We start from the raw sequence: 17,089 nt of genomic DNA, 5'->3' as shown, positions 1-17,089 counted from the left end.
GCGCAACGACTTCAGGGTTGCGCGGTCGCCGCCTTGGGCAGGTGCAGCAGGACGAAGTCGTTCTTGTCGAAGCGAGCACTGAGCACGGGTTCCAGGTGAGCCAGGGCCGTGCCTTCAAGACTGGACAGGTCGCTCTGATCGAGAATGATCCACGCCGGTCCGCTGATCTGGGCCAGGGCCTGGGGCTGATCGGTGAATTGCGGTTGCAGGTCGTGGTCGAGGTTGACCATGAACTTGATCGCCTTGGCATCCTTGCCCATGCGATGGAGGATCACCGGGGCCGGGTCTGCCTCGATCAACTGCAGGGCTGCATGGCTGAAGGTGCGGGTGTCGTAGAGCCGGTGCTCGACAGGCTCGTAAACGCCGATATAGCAAGCCCAGACCGCCAGGACCGCGCTGTAGGCCAGGCCCACGGCCCGCCATTGGCGCTTGAACAGCAAGGCCAGGGACAGCAGTTGCAACAGGCCAAGCACCACCAGCATCGGCGTGAGGTGGGTGAGCTGTTCGGGGAACTTGCGCCGCAATACCACCAGGCCGACCATCAGCAGGCCCGGCAGCAGCAACCACAAGCCCTGGATCAGGCCACGCAGCCAGGCCATGATTCGAGCGCTGCCAGCCTGGAACGGATAGGCCGCGACAATGGCCGCCATGGGCAGCATCGGCAACAGGTATCGAGCCTTCTTCGCCTGGGGAATCGACAGGCCGATCATCACCACCAGGGCCGCTGCGGTACACAGGCGCAGTAGCTTCAGGCCAGGCCCCGGCTCTGCCGGGCGCGACAGCAGCACGGCGACCCAGGCCAGGATCGCCAGCGGATAGGCCAGGGCGTAGTTGCCCAGGGAACTGGTGAAGTAATAGAGGACGTCGCTGGAGCCTTCGCTGCCGTCCATGCGCCCCATGAACTGCATGCGGATCACATCGTCGACGAAACCCTGGCCGCCACTGAGCTTGGCCAGCCACAGCAGCAGGGCGATGCACGCCACCAGCAACCCCAGGGCGCTGAAGCCAAAGCCGAACAAGCGCCGCCACTGGCCGCCCAGCAGGTAGTAGCTGCACAGCATGCCGGTGGGGATCACCAGGCCGATGGGGCCGCGAATGGCAAAGCCCAGCACCAGCAACAGCAGGATCCAGCCCAGGCGCCGGGGCGCCGCGAAATGGTCGTGGGCATAGCCCAGGTAGAACACGGTGAGCGAGACCGCCGCCAGCATCTGGTCCAGGGAGACCGCGCGGGTTTCACTGATAAAGGTGTTGCTGAGCAACAACAGGGCGACGCTCAGCAGGGCCCAGGTACGGGAGTAGGGGGCCAGCAGCCGGTAGACCAGGCTGACGATCAGCGCCGAGGCGATGGCCGTGGGCAGCCAGGCGGTGAGGCTGGTGACCTGCCCGTTGGGCAGCGAGAACAACCACACCAGCAGCGTCGAGGCGCTGGTGTAGTCGGCATAGGGCTCGCCATAGGTCGTGGGGAAGAACCCCGGCCCATGGCGTAGCATTTCCTTGGCGAACAGGAAGAAACGGGAGTCGAAGCCGATCGCCGATTGATGATCGGCGCCGACGCAGAACAGCAGCAAAGTCAGCAGCCCCAGCCCCAACGATTGCCAAAGTAGTGTGTTCGCAGGGGAGCTGGAGTGCGTGTTCATTCAGGCCTCGGCGGACCACTGCTGATGAGGGATCGGCAGATTTCGCGACTCGCCACGACCGATCGGGAAGTAGGTGAAACCATTGCGCGCCAGGCGTTCGGCGTCATACAGGTTACGGCCGTCGAAGATCACAGGCGCCTTGAGGCGCTGTTGGATCAGGTCGAAGTCCGGAGCCTTGAACTGCTGCCACTCGGTGCAGATGATCAGGGCGTCGGCACCGTTGAGTACCGACTCCGGGGTGCCCATCAGCAGCAGGCGAGACTCATCCGGATACAAGCGCTGGGTTTCCTGCATGGCTTCCGGATCGAAGGCGCGGACTTCGGCACCGGCGGCGAACAATGCATCGAGCAGCACCCGGCTCGGGGCGTCGCGCATGTCGTCGGTGTTGGGCTTGAACGCCAGGCCCCACAGGGCGAAGGTCTTGCCTTTCAGGTCGCCTTTGTAGAAAGCCTTGATACGCTCGAACAGCTTGTGCTTCTGCCGTTCGTTGATGGCTTCCACTGCTTGCAGCAGGTCGCTGGAGCAATGGGCTTGCTCGGCACTGTGGATCAGCGCGCGCATGTCCTTGGGGAAGCACGAACCGCCATAGCCGCAGCCAGGGTAGATGAAGTGGTAGCCGATACGCGTATCGGCGCCGATCCCCAAGCGTACCGATTCGATATCGGCGCCCAGGTGCTCGGCCAGTTCGGCGATCTGGTTGATGAAGCTGATCTTGGTCGCCAGCATGCAGTTGGCGGCGTACTTGGTCAGCTCGGCGCTGCGCAGGTCCATGAACATGATGCGGTCATGGTTGCGGTTGAACGGTGCGTAGAGGTCGCGCATCACGTCGCGTACTTCTTCGCGGGCGCAACCGATGATGATCCGGTCCGGGCGGCGGCAGTCGGAAACCGCCGAGCCTTCCTTGAGGAATTCCGGGTTGGAGACGATATCGAATTGCAGTGGACGGCCGTCCAGGGCTTTCTCGATGTGGGCCTTGAGGGTGTCGCCGGTGCCGACTGGCACGGTGGATTTCTCCACCAGGATCAGCGGCTGCTCACGGTGACGGGCGACGGCATCGCCCACCGACAGCACGTAGCGCAGGTCGGCCGAGCCGTCTTCGCTCGAGGGCGTGCCAACGGCAATGAACAGTACCTGGCCATGCTGTACCGCGAGTTTTTCGTCGTTGGTGAAGTGCAGTCGCTTGGCTTCGAGGTTTTCCTTCACCAGGCTTGCAAGCCCGGGCTCGAAGATGCTCACGTGTCCTTGTTGCAGCTGTTTGACCTTTTGCTCATCGATGTCCATGCAGATGACATCGTGGCCGACTTCAGCCAACACGGCAGCCTGTACGAGGCCGACATAACCACTTCCAAATACACTGATTTTCATGGGGTATTCCTGGGACTTGTCGCGGGTGCAGATCGAGAGTTGATGGTGATGACCCCGAGGATGACCAAGGCCACCCCGAGGGTTTTGGAAAGCGTGAAAGGTTCGTTGAACAGCGGCAGGCTGGCGGCTAGCAGGTAGACCAGTGCATAGCTGATGCTCAACAGCGAATAGGCCCGGCCCAGCGGCAGGTCGCGCAGGGCCAGCAGCCAGCAGAGCATCGACAGGGCATAGGCGCAGATCGCCGCGATGACCACGGCCAGGGCCGCCAGATCGACTGTGCCGTTGCCCAGGGCGTCCAGCCACTGCTGTGGCGCGGGCAGGCGAGTCATGCTCCAGCGCATGGCCAGTTGTGCGCCACTGACCAGCACCACGCTGCCCAAGGCGAAGATGAATCCCTTGGCCCGGCTCATGCGTGACGCCCCAGCAGCACTACGCCACCGATCACCAGGGCGACACCGAGCCAGTGGCGGCGATCGATGTGCTCACGGAACACGAAACGGGCGATCAGGGTGATGAACACGAAATTCAGGCTGAGCATCGGGTAGGCCACGCCCACCTCCATGCGCTGCAGCACCAGCAGCCACACCAGCAGGCCCAGGCCGAGGCTGAACAGGGCCAGCCACAACCAGCCCGAGCGCAGCTTGGCCACCACGGTCGATGGCTGGTCGCGCCAGCTTTCAACGGCAAATTTCTGTGCCACCTGGCCCAGGCAGGTCAGCCCGCAAGCCAGGAGTAGAAGCAACAGGCTCATGGCTGGCTCTGGGGAATGATAAAAATCACGATGTTGCCCTGGGCATAACGCTTGGCATCCGGTGGCAGCAGTTGGACTTCATGCTCCTCGTCGCGGCTCTTGACCCGCATGACCACGCCTACAGAGCCTTGCTTGCGGGCCTCGGCTATCCACGGTTGGACCTGCTCCAGGTTGACCTTGCGCTGGGCCGAATCGTCATAGGCCAGGCCGTATTTCAACTCGCCCTCGGTGTTGTACAAGGTCACATCGCTGCGGCGCAGACGCCAGGCCAGGGCCGAGGCCGCGCCAAGGTCGTTGCTCAGCAGGTGCTTGGCTTCGTTCAGTTCACCTACGTGATCGATGATGAATTGGTCGGGAATCTTGTTGTAGACCACCGAATTGGGCAGGGCGGCCGGGGCCAGGGCCGCCAGCAGGAAACTACCCAGGGCTGGAGCCGCCCACAGGGTCAACGGACGCATGGCTTGCAGCAGGTTGCTGAGGATCCAGCCCAGCAGCAGGACGTAAACCAGCACCAAGTGCTGCGGCTCGTCCACATACACCGGTTTTTTCAGCTGGAAGTACACCAGCGCCAGCAAACCCAACAGGCCTGCCAGCAGATTGAGCAGGCCGTTGAGGCTGATGATGCGTGTCTGCTTGGCACTCAGGCGATCCATCAGGGTATTGCCCATCAGCAGCGCCAGCGGTAGCAGGCACGGCAGGATATAGGCGGGCAGCTTGCCCTTGCTCAGGCTGAAGAAGGCCAGTGGCAGCACCAGCCACAGCAGCAGGAAGCCGCTACTGCCCAGGCGTCGCTGGCTCCAGGCCTGTTTGAAGGTTGCAGGCAACAGCATGACCCATGGCACACTGAAGGCCACCAGCAATGGCAGGTAGTACCACCATGGCGAGGCATGCTGGGCATCTTCACCGGCGAAGCGGCGAATATGCTCGTGCCAGAAGAAGAAACGCCAGTAGTCCGGTTCCTGGGCGTGCACCGCCAAGGCCCAGGGCAGGCTGATGAGGATGGCAACGAGGACGCCGATGCCACCCAATACCAGCAGCGATTTCAGGCGTTTTTGCCAGATGGCGTAGGGCAGGGCCACCAACACTGGCAGCAACCAGGCCAGGAATCCCTTGGTCATGAAGCCCATGCCGCAGGCCAGGCCCAGGACGACCCAGGCCAGTAGCTGCCCGCGGGAGGTCTTGCAGTCGAACGTGAACCACAGCGCAACCAGGCTCAGGTTGACCCAGAAGGTGAATTGCGGGTCGAGGTTGGCGTAGCCCGCCACGAGCGCCATCACGGTGAAACTCATGTACAGCACGGCGCTGGCCAGGGCCTTGCGCGGATCGTTCCACAAGCGCATGGCCAACAGGTAGGCCAGGACCACGCTCAGTCCGGTACTCAGGGCTGACGCCACGCGTACCCCGAACAGGTTGTCACCGAAAACGGCCTGACCAATGGCCATCATCCAGTAGCCCGCCACCGGTTTTTCGAAATAGCGAATCCCCATGAAATGCGGTGACGCCCATTGACCGCCATGGAGCATTTCCTGGCTGATCTGCGCGTAGCGGGTTTCATCGGGAATCCACAGGCCGTGGGTAGCCATGGGCAGGAGGTAGAACAGGCCGAAAGCGATCAGCAGCAGTGACAGGGCCCAACGTCTGGTCATGCTCCTTGCACTCCCAGCCAGCCTTCGCGGCCTTCCAGGGCGCCGCGTACCACCTGGCCTGCCGGCAAGCTGGAGATGTCCGCCGGGAGCATGTCTCCCAGGGGCTGGAAATGAATGTCGCGCTGCTTGGCACTGGCCAGCAGCTGGCGGAAGTCATTGGCCATCAGAATCCCTTCTACTTCGGCGTGGATGGTGTAGACATTGAGCTTGCCTGGCTTGAACCGGTCGAGGATGAAAGCGTTGAAATCAGCACTCGAGACCACCGGGCCGACGACTTCGTCGAAGGTCGGCAGGTCTACCGGAATCTGTGGCGCGCCCAGGCCGCCGTCCGCCAAGCGTGGCTGGAACAGGCTCTGGCCGCGGCAATCGCTGTTGTAGCGAAAACCGAATTGTTGCTTGGCTTCGATGACCCGCTCATCGGCACGCCAACCGGCGGATGCCGAGCAGCTCACCGCTTGCCCGAGAATATCGTTGAGGCTGTCGACGCCACGGCGGATCTGTTCGATCAGCTGTGCCTGGCTCCAGCGCCCGGTGTTGGCCTGCCAGCCGTGGTGATCCCAGGCGTGCAGGCCGACTTCGTGTCCGGCAGCCAGGGCCTGGCGCATCAAGTGCCCCAGGTCCCGGCCAATGGGTTTGCCTGGCCAGGCGGTGCCGGCCAGGAGAATGTCCCAGCCATACAGGCCGGCAGCATTGGACCGCAGCATTTTCCAGAGGAACTGCGGACGGATCAGGCGCCACAGGTGGCGCCCCATGTTGTCCGGCCCGACGCTGAAGAAGAACGTGGCTTTGACCCCGGCTTCATCCAGCGATTCGAGCAGCCGTGGCACCCCCTCCCGGGTGCCGCGGTAGGTATCGACATCAATGCGCAGACCTGCCTGCATCAGCGTGCTTCTTCTTTGGCGCGATCGGCGATTTCCAGCATGGCTTCGCGCAGGAAGAAGTCCAGGGTGTTGCCGATGGTTTCGCTCATTTCCACGGTCGGTTCCCAGTTCAGCAGGCGCTTGGCATTCTCGATGCTTGGCTTGCGGTGCTCCACGTCCTGGTAGCCCGCGCCGTAGAAGGCCTTGCTTTCCACTTCGCGGAAACCGGCGAACGGTGGGAAGTTGCCACGCAGCGGGTGGGCTTCGAACTGGCGCAGCAGCTCTTCGCCCAACTGGCGGATGCTGGCTTCGTTGTCCGGGTTGCCGATGTTGACGATCTGGCCGTTGCAGCAGTCGTTTTCGTTGTCGACGATGCGGGCCAGGGCCTCGATGCCGTCAGCGATGTCGGTGAAGCAGCGTTTCTGCTCGCCACCGTCGAACAGGCGGATCGGGGTGCCTTCCACCAGGTTGAGGATCAGCTGGGTGATGGCCCGGGAGCTACCGATACGTGCCGAGTCCAGGCGGTCCAGGCGTGGGCCCATCCAGTTGAATGGACGGAACAGGGTGAAGTTCAGGCCCTTGGCGCCGTAGGCCCAGATCACGCGGTCCAGCAGTTGCTTGGAGACCGAGTAGATCCAGCGCTGCTTGTTGATCGGGCCGACGATCAGGTTGGAGTTGTCTTCGTCGAAGTTCTTGTCCTGGCACATGCCATAGACTTCCGAGGTCGACGGGAAGATCACCCGCTTGTTGTACTTCACGCAGTAGCGAACCAGCTTCAGGTTCTCTTCGAAGTCCAGCTCGAATACGCGCAGTGGGTTACGGGTGTATTCGATCGGGGTGGCGATGGCCACCAGCGGCAGGACCACGTCGCACTTCTTGATGTGGTACTCGATCCACTCGGAGTGAATGCTGATGTCGCCTTCGACGAAGTGGAAGTTCGGGTGGCTGCGCAGGCGCTCGATGGCGTCGCAGCCGATGTCCAGGCCATAGACTTCGTACTTGTCGTCGCGCAGCAGGCGCTCGGACAGGTGGTTACCGATGAAGCCGTTGACGCCCAGGATCAGTACGCGGGTACGACGTGGCTTGCGGCCGGACTCGGCGCCGCGCAGCAGGGAGCCGTCCACCAGGCCCAGTTCGTTGGCCAGTTGCGGGCCGCTCAGGTACAGGCCGTTGGCGTTGCGCTGGCCGGAGGTGATGACCAGGGAGTCTTCGCCACAGGCGATGCGCAGCGGATCGACGCTGATGACCCGGCCCGGAGCCTGGCCTTCGTTGCCCTTGGCCACCTCGGCGCTCCAGACGATCAGCTTGTGCTCACCGACGGCGCAGAAGGCGCCAGGGTAGGGCTGGGTCACGGCACGCACCAGGTTGAACAGTTCTTCGGCGGGGCGTTTCCAGTCCAGCTTGCCGTCCGCGGCGGTACGCCGGCCAAAGTAGCTGGCTTTGGATTCATCCTGGACGGTTTCGCTGATCTTGCCCTGGGCCAGTGCCGGCAGGGTATCGCGCAGCAGGCTGGCGGCGGCATCACGCAGCTTGTGGTGCAGGCTCAGCGCGGTGTCGCTGCGCTCGATGGCCACGCGTTCCTGGGCGATGATCGCGCCGGCATCGGCGCGCTTGACCATGCGGTGCAGGGTCACGCCGGTCTCGGTCTCGCCTTTTACCAGGACCCAGTTCGCTGGGGCGCGGCCACGGTAGCGCGGCAGCAGGGAACCGTGCAGGTTGAACGCGCCCTTGCTGGCGGTGGCCAGCAGCTGCTCGCTCAGCAGGTTGCGGTAGTAGAAGGAGAACAGGTAGTCGGGATTGAGCTTGGCGATGCGCTCGATCCACAGCGGGTGGTTGGCATCTTCCGGGGCATGCACGGCGATACCCTTGCGGGCGCACAGTTGCGCGACGGAACCATAGAAGGTGTTTTCCTTCGGGTCATCGGCATGGGTGAACACCGCGGCGATCTCATAACCTGCGTTGAGCAGGGCTTCGATGCCAGCACAGCCAATATCGTGGTAGGCGAAGACGACAGCTTTATTGCTCATGGGGAAACCTGATCAGTATGGGTGGAAGTTAAACCGTCGACAGTCACAACCGGGGCCGGAACCGCCGGGTGGCTGCGCAAGACTCTTTCGATGAAGAAGCGTGGGCGGGCTCGCACGTCGCTGTACATGCGCCCCAGGTATTCACCCAAAAGGCCCATGCCGATGAACTGGCCGCCGGTGAACACGAAGAGCACCGCGAACAAGACGAAGGTGCCGTCGCCAGCCCAGGTCGCGCCGAAGATCAACCGCAGGACGATCAGCATCAGGGCGAACAGTGCGCCCAGGCCGGCCATGCCGAAACCGATGATGCTCAGCAAGCGCAGGGGCGTGGTGGTCATGCAGGTGATCAGGTCGAACATCAGGTTGACCAGGCGCATCGGGCTGTACTTGGAGTCGCCGTGCTCGCGCTCGGCGTGCTCCACCAAGACCTCGGTGGTATGCCGGGCGAAGCTGTTGGCCAGGATCGGGATGAAGGTGCTGCGTTCGGTGCAGGCCAGCATCGCGTCGATGATGGTCCGGCGGTAGGCGCGCAGCATGCAGCCGTAGTCGCTCATGGCCACGCCAGTGGAGCGTTGCACCGCCATGTTGATCAGCTTCGATGGCCAGCGGCGAAAGGCCGAGTCCTGGCGGTTGTTGCGCACGGTGCCGACCACGTCGTAGCCGAGCTCGGCCTGGGCCACCAGGCGCGGGATTTCCTCCGGCGGGTTCTGCAGGTCGGCATCGAGGGTAATCACCACGTCGCCGCGGCACTGCTCGAAACCGGCCATGATCGCCGCGTGCTGGCCGTAGTTGCGATTGAGGATGACCGCCACCACCGGGCTGCCTTCGCGTTCCGCGGCGGCTTGCAGGATATTCGCCGACTCGTCGCGACTGCCGTCGTCCACCAGGACGATTTCAAAGTCGTGCTTGAGCAGGCGGCAAGCCGCTTCGGTACGTCGCAACAGCTCGGGAAGGCTCTGTTCTTCGTTGTAGACCGGGATGACGATCGACACGAACTGAATGGGATAAGGTTTCAAGGGTTTCAGTCCAGGAGGTTTTCAATGGCGCCGGCAACCCGCTCGACATCGTCGAGTGTCATGTCCGGAAACAGTGGGATCGAGCACAGTCGCGCAGAGTTCCATTCGGTATGTGGCAGGTGCACATCCGGGAAGCGCTGGCGGTAATAGGTATGTATGTGGGTGGCGATGAAGTGGATACCCGTGCCGATGTTCTGCTCCTGCAGGCCCTTCATGAAGGCTTCGCGATCCAGGCCGCAGCGCTCGGCGTCGATGCGCAGGATGAACAGGTGCCAGCTGTGCTGCTGCGGGTACTGCGGCACGTGCAGCGGTTGCACCGGCAGGTCGGCCAGACGCTCCAGGTAAGCCTTGGCCAACACTTCGCGGCGGGCGTTGATCTGGTCCAGGCGCTGCAGTTGCACCAGGGCGATGGCGGCATTCATGTCCGCCAGGTTGTACTTGAAGCCGGGTTCGATCACCTGGGCCTGGGGCTTGCGACCATGGGTCAGGCGGTCATAGGCATCCACGCCCAGCCCGTGGAACTTGAGCATGCGCACACGGTTGGCCAGGGCTTCGTCGTCGCTGACGAACATCGCGCCTTCGGCGCATGTCATGTTCTTGATTGCATGGAACGAGAAGATCGCCGTACCCCGGGCACCGATCTCACGACCTCGGTAGGTCGTGCCGGCCGCGTGGGCGGCGTCCTCGATCACGGCGATGCCGTGCTTGTCGGCCAGGGCATACAGTGGATCGAGGTCGAAGGCTGCACCGGCATAGTGCACCGGGATAATGGCCTTGGTCTTGGGCGTGATGGCCGCTTCGATGGTGGCTGCGTCGCTCATCAGGGTGTCGGGATCGACATCGACGAACACCGGGGTAGCACCCAGCAGGCAGATCATGTTGGCGGTGGAAACCCAGGTCTGGGAGGGGGTGATCACCTCATCCCCCGGACCGATGCCCAAGGCCAGCAGGGTGATGTGCATGGCGCCGGTGGCCGAGGACAAGGCCACGGCATGGCGGGCGCCGACACGTTCGGCGAAGAGCTGCTCGAGTTCCTGGTTTTTCGGGCCGGTGGTGATCCAGCCGGAACGCAGAACCTGCTCTACAGCAGCAACCTCTTCATCGCCAATACTCGGGCGCGAGAAAGGAAGGAAAGCCTGGTTCATGGTTACCTCGGGTTACAGAATACGGGGTGTAGCGAGCGAACAACGGTTCATGGAACGCGGGGAGGTCAAGCAGTCATCAGGCGCATCCAGTTGATTGAGCCAGCGTGGCATTCCATGCAGCAAATGAGTAAAGACTAGTTTTGTGAAAAGTAAATGTGGATCAAGGTGTTATCTTTGCAACCTGCGAAAGGACTGCACTAAGACCCTTGGCCGTCGGTGGCTGAGATTAAGCGGAAAAATGTGAAACGAATATGAAAAATAAGGTAAAAGTCCGTTTTTCTGCGAGCCAGACAGGCAGGGTTCAGTTTCTTGTTAATTTTGTTCATCAATTGGCTGTAGCCGCCAGTTTTAGCGGGTTTAAGGCGAGCAGAAAAGGGTGCAACCCAGGGATTTTTCGCAACTGGCCAAGGCGCAATCAAGTGCAACCGGTTTGTTACATATGTCCATGACGGTGCCCATCGAACAAGCCAGCGAAAACATCGGCGCGACCAATCCCTTGAGCCTGTACCTGGCGCGATTGGCGCCCTCCAGCCAGTCGACCCTGCGTTATGTGTTGCAGGACGCGGCCGACCGCCTGGGGTATGAGGACATGAACCTTGAGGACATTCCCTGGCACCAACTGCAGCCGGAGCATGTCACCGCCCTGGTCGCGACCTTGCGTCGCGATGGCTACGCCCCCAATACCTCTTCGCTGTACGTCAATGCCCTGCGCGGAGTCATGAACGAGGCCTGGCGGGCCAGCCTGATCAGCCAGGATCATCTGCTCAAGATGCGCTCGGTAAAGCCCATCGCCGGCACGCGCCTGGGGCGCGGCCGCAACCTGCGACGTTCCCTGATCCAGGACCTGATGGGCGTGTGCGCGGCGGATCCGCGGCCCCAGGGAGTGCGTGACGCGGCGATCATCGCGGTGCTCTATGGCTCGGGCATGCGCAAGTCGGAATCGGTGAACCTTGACCTGGCCCAGGTGGACTTCGACCAGCGCAGCCTCGAGGTGCTGGCCAAGGGCAACAAGCAGTTGATCAAGTACGCGCCGGCCTGGGCCTTCCACAAGCTGCAAGCCTGGCTCGACCTGCGCCGCGAATGCCTGCCCGAGGGGCAGGCCGATGATCCGTTCCTGTTCAATCGCATTCGCCGCGGCGGCCATATCACCCGTGAACGTATCAGCAAGCATGCCATCTACTACATCGCCCGGCAGCGAGGAGCCGAGGTGGGCTTGCGGATCATGCCCCATGATTTTCGTCGCTCGTTCATTACCCGGGTGATCGAAGAGCATGACCTGTCGATCGCCCAGAAACTGGCCCACCACACCAATATCCAGACCACCGCCAGCTATGACCTGCGCGACGACAACGAACGTCGTCGCGCCATCGACCGTTTCGACCTGTAATCCGCCGGCCTCAGGCTGCCGGCGTGCCGGGAACGAGCTGGCCGGTCAGATCCCAGACTTCCAGCATCCTGGAGTACTCACAGGCGTGGCTCGGGTCGCTCAGTAGCCAGTCCTCGAAGGCCTGGCGTTCCGCGAGGCTGCAATCGTCCTCGCGCAGGCGGATGCACCAGTGGGCCGCCTGCATCATTACGTACTCGTCTGCTGCGCTGGCAGGCTCGGTCATTGTTCAATCCTTGTTCAAAGTGGAGCTCACTGCACCCGCCATGGGCGGGTATCGCGCCAGTATCAGGCCCAATCGCGTGCGCCGCCAAGGCGTGGCTCAAGTTGCTGTTGTCGCACCCAGGACATGCGCCAGGCCCTGGGTAGAGATCCTTACCCGAGTACCCGGGGCCGGCAGGTGGGGGCCCTGATTGCGTACCGGCAGCAGCTGCTCGCCACCGCTAGCGGTGGCCAGGGCGACATTGAGGGTGCAGGTGTTGCCGGCGAAGTCGCAATCTTTGACCACGGCGACGCAACCGGAGGCGACCCCGCTTCCCGGGGCCTCTGGAGCCAGTTGCAATTGCTCCGGGCGCAACATGATCGTGGCTTGGCCCCTGGCAGCCGAATCGCGTACAGGCAGCACGCCGAGGTCGCAGTGGGCCAGGCCGTTGTCCAGGTGCGCCGGTAGCAGCACGGCATCGCCCAGGAACAACGCCGTCTGCGCATCCTGCGGGTGCTGGTACAGCTCCAGGGGAGGGCCGGCCTGGATCAACCGACCCTGGCGCATGACCACCAGTTGGTCGGCAAAGGACAAGGCCTCGGCCTGATCGTGGGTAACCAGGACCGTGGTCACTCCGGCAGCGGCCAGCAGGCGGGCGACGGTCTTGCGCATCGAGGCCCGCAAGCCGGTATCCAGGGCGGAGAAGGGCTCATCCAGCAGCATCAGCCGCGGGCGCTGGGCCAGGGCGCGAGCCAGGGCCACTCGTTGTTGCTGGCCGCCGGACAGCTCATGGGGCCAGCGTGTTGCCATGTTGGCCTCCAGGGCGACCATTTCCAGCAGTTCAGCGATGCGCTGGCGCTTGCTGTCCAGGCTCCCTGGCAGGCCGAAACCGACATTGGCCGCCACGCTCAAGTGTGGGAACAGCGCGCCATCCTGCGGGACATAGCCAATCAGGCGCTGGTGGGCAGGCACTGCGCCCCGGTCGTCGACCATGACCTGGCCGTCGAGGGTAATGTGCCCACGGTCGGGGAATTCGAAACCGGCAATCATGCGCAAAAGAGTGGTCTTGCCGGAGCCCGAGGGGCCGACGATTGCCGTGCGACTGCCAGAGGGGACGCAAAGGTTGATATCGGTCAGCGCCGCTACTGGGCCGAAGGATTTGTGCACTGCATGGAGTTCAAGGGTATTCATCGGCCTGCGCTGCGCCTGGACTGTTGGTAGAGAAGGCCGGTCAACGGCAGTGAAAGCACAATCATCAGCAAGGCATAGGGCGCTGCCGCGGCGTAGTCGATTTCGCTGGTCATGGCCCAGAACCCGGTCGCCAGGGTCCGGGTGCCGTTGGGTGCCAGCAGCAGGGTGGCCGTCAGCTCGTTGCTGATGGCCAGGAACACCAGCGCCGCCCCGGCCGCCGCCCCCGGTGCCGCCAGGCGCAGGGTGATCCACCACAGGGCCTGCAGCGGTCCACGGCCCAGGCTGCGAGCGATGTTTTCCAGCTCCACCGGGGCCTGGGCGATGCCGGCCCGCAAGCTGACCAGCGCCCGGGGCAGGAACATCAGGGCGTAGGCCAGGAGTACGCAAAGGCTGGTCTGGTAAAGCGGCCGGGCGAATTTTACGGTGATGGTCACCAGCGCCAGGGCAACGACGATGCCCGGCAGGGAGCTGCTGATGTAGTTGCAGCTTTCCAGCAGCCGCAGCAACGGGCCCGGGGCGCGGATCGACAACCAGGCCAGGGGCAGGGCGACCAGGGTGGTCAGCAATGCGCCGAGGCTGGCCAGGACCAGGGTCTGTTGCAGGCTGGGCAGCAAGTCCGCGCTTTGCCAGACGGCCATCCCGCCGGCCAGCAACCACTTGCCCAGGGTCCATAGGGGAACGCCCAGGGCCAGGAGGCTGGTGAGTATCGTCAGCCCCAGGCCGGCGTAGCGCGAAATCGCCTGCAAGCGCACGGCACGTTGTGCCCTGGGGCTGCCGGAACCGACCCGGGCGTAGCGGGCATGACCCCGACTGGCAGACTCGATCGTCAGCAACAGCAGGCAGCACAGCACCAGCACCCCGGCCAACATATTGGCCGCAGGTCCGTTATAGGTGGACTGGAACTGGTCATAGATGGCGGTGGTGAAGGTATCGAAGCGAATCATCGCGTAGAGGCCATACTCGGCCAGCAAGTGCAGGCCCACCAGCAACGCACCGCCGCCGATGGCCAGGCGCAGTTGTGGCAGGACTACCCGCAGGAACAGTGGCCAGGGCCGTAGCCCCAGGGACTCGGCAACGTCTTCGATAGCCGGGTCGAGCCGGCGCAAGGAGGCAGCGACCGGTAGGTAAATGAAAGGGAAATAGGCAATCACCGACACCAGCACGGCGGCCGGCAATCCATGCAGGGTCGGCAGCAGGCTGACCCAGGCATAGCTGTGAACGAACGCCGGTACGGCCAGGGGGGCCACCGCCAGCAGGGACCAGGCCCGGCGCCCCGGCAGGTCGGTGCGCTCTGTGAGCCAGGCCAGGGCCACGCCCAGCAGCACGCACAAGGGCAGCGTCAGGGCCAGCAGCAACAGGGTGTTGTACAGCAGCTCCAAGACCCGTGGGCGCAACAGCAATTGGGCAATGGTCGCCCAGCCGGTCTGGATCGAGATGCCAACGACGAACCCCAGGGGCAGCAAGGCCAGCAACGACACCAGCAAGGCCGTTGCCGACAGCCACGGCACGGCCCCCGGGCCCAGGCCACGACGGCGATAGCCGGCCAGCGTGGTGCCCCGGGCCTTGCCGATATCGGCGGCGTTGGACAGCGACAGGTCGTCTGCCATGGCTTACAGGAGACCGGCCTGGCCCATCAGGTCCACGGCTTTCTTGCTGTTGAGCCTGGCGGCATCGACCTTGGGGGCATCCAGTTCGGCCAGGGGCACCAGTTGCGAATTGGATGGCGCGTCCTGGCCCACGGCATATTCGAATGAGCGACCGCTCTTGAGTACCTCTTGGCCCTGCTTGCTGGTAATCCACTTGAGGAAGGCCTGGGCTTGTTCCTGGTGCTTGCTGGAGGCCAGTACGCCACCTCCGGAAAGGCTGACGAAAGCCCCCGGGTCCTGGTGCTTGAAGTAGTACAGCGCGGTGTTCTTGCTGTTTTCCCCGGTCTTGGACTGGTCGACGAAGCTGTAGTAGTGATAGATCACGCCACTGTCCACCTGGCCGGCATTGACGGCCTTGAGCACCGCGCTGTTGCCGCGATACAGGCTGGCATTGGCCTTGATGCCCTTGAGCCATTCCAGGGTGGCGGCTTCGCCCTTGAGCTCCAGGACGGCACTGACGATGGCCTGGAAGTCAGCCCCGGCGGGCGAGGCGGCCCACCGGCCTTTCCAGGCCGGTGTTGCCAGGTCCATCAGCGACTTGGGCAACTGGCCGGAGTCGAGCTTGGTCGGGTTGTAGACGAACACGGTGGAGCGGGCTGCGATCCCCACCCAGTTGCCATGGCTCGGCCGGTAAGCGGCGCCGACCTGCTCGAGGGTGGTCGGAGCGACCTTGGCCAGCAGCCCGGCGTTATCCACCAGGGCCATGGCCGGGGAGTTCTCTGTCAGAAACACGTCTGCCGGGGAAGCATTGCCTTCCTGCACCAGCTGGTTGCCCATCTCGCTGTCATCGCCATTGCGCAGGGTGACCTTGATCCCGGTGTCGCGGGTAAAACCTTCGACCCAGGCCTTGGTCAGGCCCTCATGCTGGGCGTTGTAGACCAGGATGCCGTCGGCATCCGCCGCCCAGGCATGCCCGGCAGCCATCACGGCGCCGGCGAGCAGGGCGGACTTGAAGAGAGAGGGGGTACGAATGGCCATGGTGAAGGCAGCTCCTGGTTTTTTTGGAGGCATCGGTCCGGACCTTGGCTTGGGAAGTCGCCGTTTCACGTTGACCAATGGGAATCATTTGCAGGTGAAAGCTGGGCGCAATGTAGAGCGGCAAACAAGAAAAAATCGTCAAATTTATGCGTAATTCCTGTCATGGCCGAGCTCATGCCGAATGGCCTGTGATGTGTGCCACAGCTTGGGTGGAGCAGGTTAAGAAAGGCGCAGGCAAGGCCCTGGCGCTGATTTATACTCAGCGCCGGAAAATCGCTGGAAATGGAATTGACACATCATGAGGGAAGACCGATGAGCGCCAGACTGTGCAACAACATCAGTGCCGTGACCTTTGTCAGCAAGTACAAGGCCGTGTGCCAGCCAATCGCTGATCAACTGGACCTGCCGGTGGAGAACATCCTCGGCCTGGCTGCCCAGGAAAGCCAATACGGTACCGGGCGGATTGCCCGGGATCTCAATAACTATTTTTCCATGCATGCCCCGGCGCCGCTGCAGAGCGGCGCCGAGTCGCCCCAGGGCAATGCGGCGATCAAGGTCGCCAAGTTCGCCTCATTCCAGCAATCGGCACAGTCCTTCGCCCAGCGTTATGGCGGTTCGGTACGGGGCAAGCGTGAGCCCATGGAGTTTGCCCAGGCCCTGGTACGCAGCGGCTACAACAGCGGGGACGCGGCCACGGGTGGGCGCAATGGCTTCGCCAAATACCTGGCGGACATCATCGTTGCAGTCAGGGGGCGGCTGGCATGCTGAGGGCCACGGCCGTTTCCTGGGGGCTGGGCCTGTCCCTGGCCTGTGCGGGGCTCAGTGCCTGTGCCCAATCCGCGTTGCAGCCGACCCAGATCGCCTCCACCGGGTTGAGCCGCGAACAAGCCCAACAGGTGCTGCTGGTGGCCCTCAAGCACCAGGACTACCCGATGAGCAAGCCGGGAGTCTTCGTCGATGGCGACCTGCAGGATGAGAGCGGCAAGCCCCCTCATCCGGGGTACTTCGATTTCAGCCTGGGCTACAACGATCCCAAGGCCGGTGCCACCGAGTACTGGGGGTTGTTCTCGGTGAGCCTGAATACCGGCGATGTTTGGGAAATCAACAGCTGCAAGCGCCTCGATGGTGGTGAACTGCGGGCCTTGCAAGGGCAGATCATGGGGCGCACCGGCAAGACCTTGGTGGATGAAGAGCCCCAGCGCCAGGGGCTGGGTTGCGAGGACGAAAAATAAGACTGCCCG

16 protein-coding genes are annotated in these 17,089 nt (G+C 63.2%); 3 read left to right on the top strand and 13 right to left on the bottom strand.

The genetic code is table 11. From position 1 onward, the window contains the following. Positions 1–11 precede the first annotated feature (11 nt). The 9 genes from I9018_RS16405 to arnB are packed head-to-tail and all read right to left on the bottom strand — an operon-like array spanning position 12 to position 10,447. Positions 12–1,637, bottom strand: a complete 1,626-nt coding sequence (locus I9018_RS16405) for a phospholipid carrier-dependent glycosyltransferase (RefSeq protein WP_241106887.1) — start codon at positions 1,635–1,637, stop codon at positions 12–14. Further along, the gene (locus tag I9018_RS16400) at positions 1,638–3,002 is read right to left on the bottom strand and encodes a UDP-glucose/GDP-mannose dehydrogenase family protein (protein WP_068587272.1); all 1,365 of its coding nucleotides are present in this window, start codon (positions 3,000–3,002) and stop codon (positions 1,638–1,640) included. Continuing rightward, positions 2,999–3,412, bottom strand: coding sequence for a 4-amino-4-deoxy-L-arabinose-phosphoundecaprenol flippase subunit ArnF (gene arnF, locus I9018_RS16395; RefSeq protein ID WP_241106886.1), 414 nt, complete (start codon positions 3,410–3,412; stop codon positions 2,999–3,001). Before arnF ends, I9018_RS16400 begins: the two co-directional genes overlap by 4 nt. Next, entirely contained in the window at positions 3,409–3,753 is a 345-nt protein-coding gene (gene arnE, locus I9018_RS16390; protein WP_068587268.1) for a 4-amino-4-deoxy-L-arabinose-phosphoundecaprenol flippase subunit ArnE, read from the bottom strand. The genes arnF and arnE overlap by 4 nt, the downstream gene beginning before the upstream one ends. Next, positions 3,750–5,399: a lipid IV(A) 4-amino-4-deoxy-L-arabinosyltransferase gene (gene arnT / locus I9018_RS16385; RefSeq protein ID WP_124347680.1), complete on the bottom strand. Its 1,650-nt coding sequence runs from the start codon at positions 5,397–5,399 to the stop codon at positions 3,750–3,752. Before arnT ends, arnE begins: the two co-directional genes overlap by 4 nt. Beyond that, positions 5,396–6,280 (bottom strand): 4-deoxy-4-formamido-L-arabinose-phosphoundecaprenol deformylase, encoded by an 885-nt coding sequence (arnD, locus tag I9018_RS16380; protein WP_068587264.1) that lies wholly within the window; start codon positions 6,278–6,280, stop codon positions 5,396–5,398. Before arnD ends, arnT begins: the two co-directional genes overlap by 4 nt. Continuing rightward, on the bottom strand, positions 6,280–8,286 hold the full coding sequence (gene arnA / locus I9018_RS16375) for a bifunctional UDP-4-amino-4-deoxy-L-arabinose formyltransferase/UDP-glucuronic acid oxidase ArnA (RefSeq protein WP_241106885.1): 2,007 nt from the start codon (positions 8,284–8,286) through the stop codon (positions 6,280–6,282). Before arnA ends, arnD begins: the two co-directional genes overlap by 1 nt. Next, positions 8,283–9,302 carry an undecaprenyl-phosphate 4-deoxy-4-formamido-L-arabinose transferase gene (arnC, locus tag I9018_RS16370; protein WP_241106884.1) on the bottom strand — a complete coding sequence of 340 codons (1,020 nt, stop codon included), beginning with the start codon at positions 9,300–9,302 and terminating at the stop codon, positions 8,283–8,285. The genes arnA and arnC overlap by 4 nt, the downstream gene beginning before the upstream one ends. Before the next feature lie 5 nt (positions 9,303–9,307). Then, positions 9,308–10,447 (bottom strand): UDP-4-amino-4-deoxy-L-arabinose aminotransferase, encoded by a 1,140-nt coding sequence (arnB, locus tag I9018_RS16365; protein ID WP_241106883.1) that lies wholly within the window; start codon positions 10,445–10,447, stop codon positions 9,308–9,310. 445 nt (positions 10,448–10,892) lie between these two features. Here arnB and I9018_RS16360 point away from each other — a divergent pair, with 445 nt between their 5' ends. Continuing rightward, positions 10,893–11,834, top strand: a complete 942-nt coding sequence (locus I9018_RS16360; protein WP_241110157.1) for a tyrosine-type recombinase/integrase — start codon at positions 10,893–10,895, stop codon at positions 11,832–11,834. Between the two features lie 10 nt (positions 11,835–11,844). Here the strand turns inward: I9018_RS16360 and I9018_RS16355 are convergent, their stop codons facing one another. The 4 genes from I9018_RS16355 to I9018_RS16340 all read right to left on the bottom strand — a co-directional run bounded on the left by I9018_RS16355 (position 11,845) and on the right by I9018_RS16340 (position 15,848). Beyond that, positions 11,845–12,057, bottom strand: coding sequence for a DUF4880 domain-containing protein (locus I9018_RS16355; RefSeq protein ID WP_124347677.1), 213 nt, complete (start codon positions 12,055–12,057; stop codon positions 11,845–11,847). A gap of 96 nt (positions 12,058–12,153) precedes the next feature. Continuing rightward, entirely contained in the window at positions 12,154–13,224 is a 1,071-nt protein-coding gene (locus tag I9018_RS16350) for an ABC transporter ATP-binding protein (protein ID WP_241106882.1), read from the bottom strand. Continuing rightward, entirely contained in the window at positions 13,221–14,831 is a 1,611-nt protein-coding gene (locus I9018_RS16345) for an iron ABC transporter permease (protein WP_241106881.1), read from the bottom strand. The genes I9018_RS16350 and I9018_RS16345 overlap by 4 nt, the downstream gene beginning before the upstream one ends. A 3-nt stretch (positions 14,832–14,834) precedes the next feature. Next, positions 14,835–15,848, bottom strand: coding sequence for an iron ABC transporter substrate-binding protein (locus tag I9018_RS16340; RefSeq protein ID WP_068587251.1), 1,014 nt, complete (start codon positions 15,846–15,848; stop codon positions 14,835–14,837). A 312-nt stretch (positions 15,849–16,160) separates the two neighbouring features. Between I9018_RS16340 and I9018_RS16335 the strand changes: the two genes are divergently transcribed. Both I9018_RS16335 and I9018_RS16330 read left to right on the top strand, forming a co-directional pair. Then, positions 16,161–16,616, top strand: coding sequence for a glucosaminidase domain-containing protein (locus I9018_RS16335; RefSeq protein ID WP_068587250.1), 456 nt, complete (start codon positions 16,161–16,163; stop codon positions 16,614–16,616). Beyond that, positions 16,610–17,080, top strand: a complete 471-nt coding sequence (locus I9018_RS16330; protein WP_241106880.1) for a hypothetical protein — start codon at positions 16,610–16,612, stop codon at positions 17,078–17,080. The genes I9018_RS16335 and I9018_RS16330 overlap by 7 nt, the downstream gene beginning before the upstream one ends. Positions 17,081–17,089: the final 9 nt, after the last annotated feature.

The organism is Pseudomonas sp. MPFS (assembly GCF_022537035.1).
Classification (GTDB): Bacteria; Pseudomonadota; Gammaproteobacteria; order Pseudomonadales; family Pseudomonadaceae; genus Aquipseudomonas; species Aquipseudomonas sessilinigenes.
Note: the sequence above shows the minus strand (reverse complement) of the source record. Positions and strands in the feature narration are given on the sequence as shown.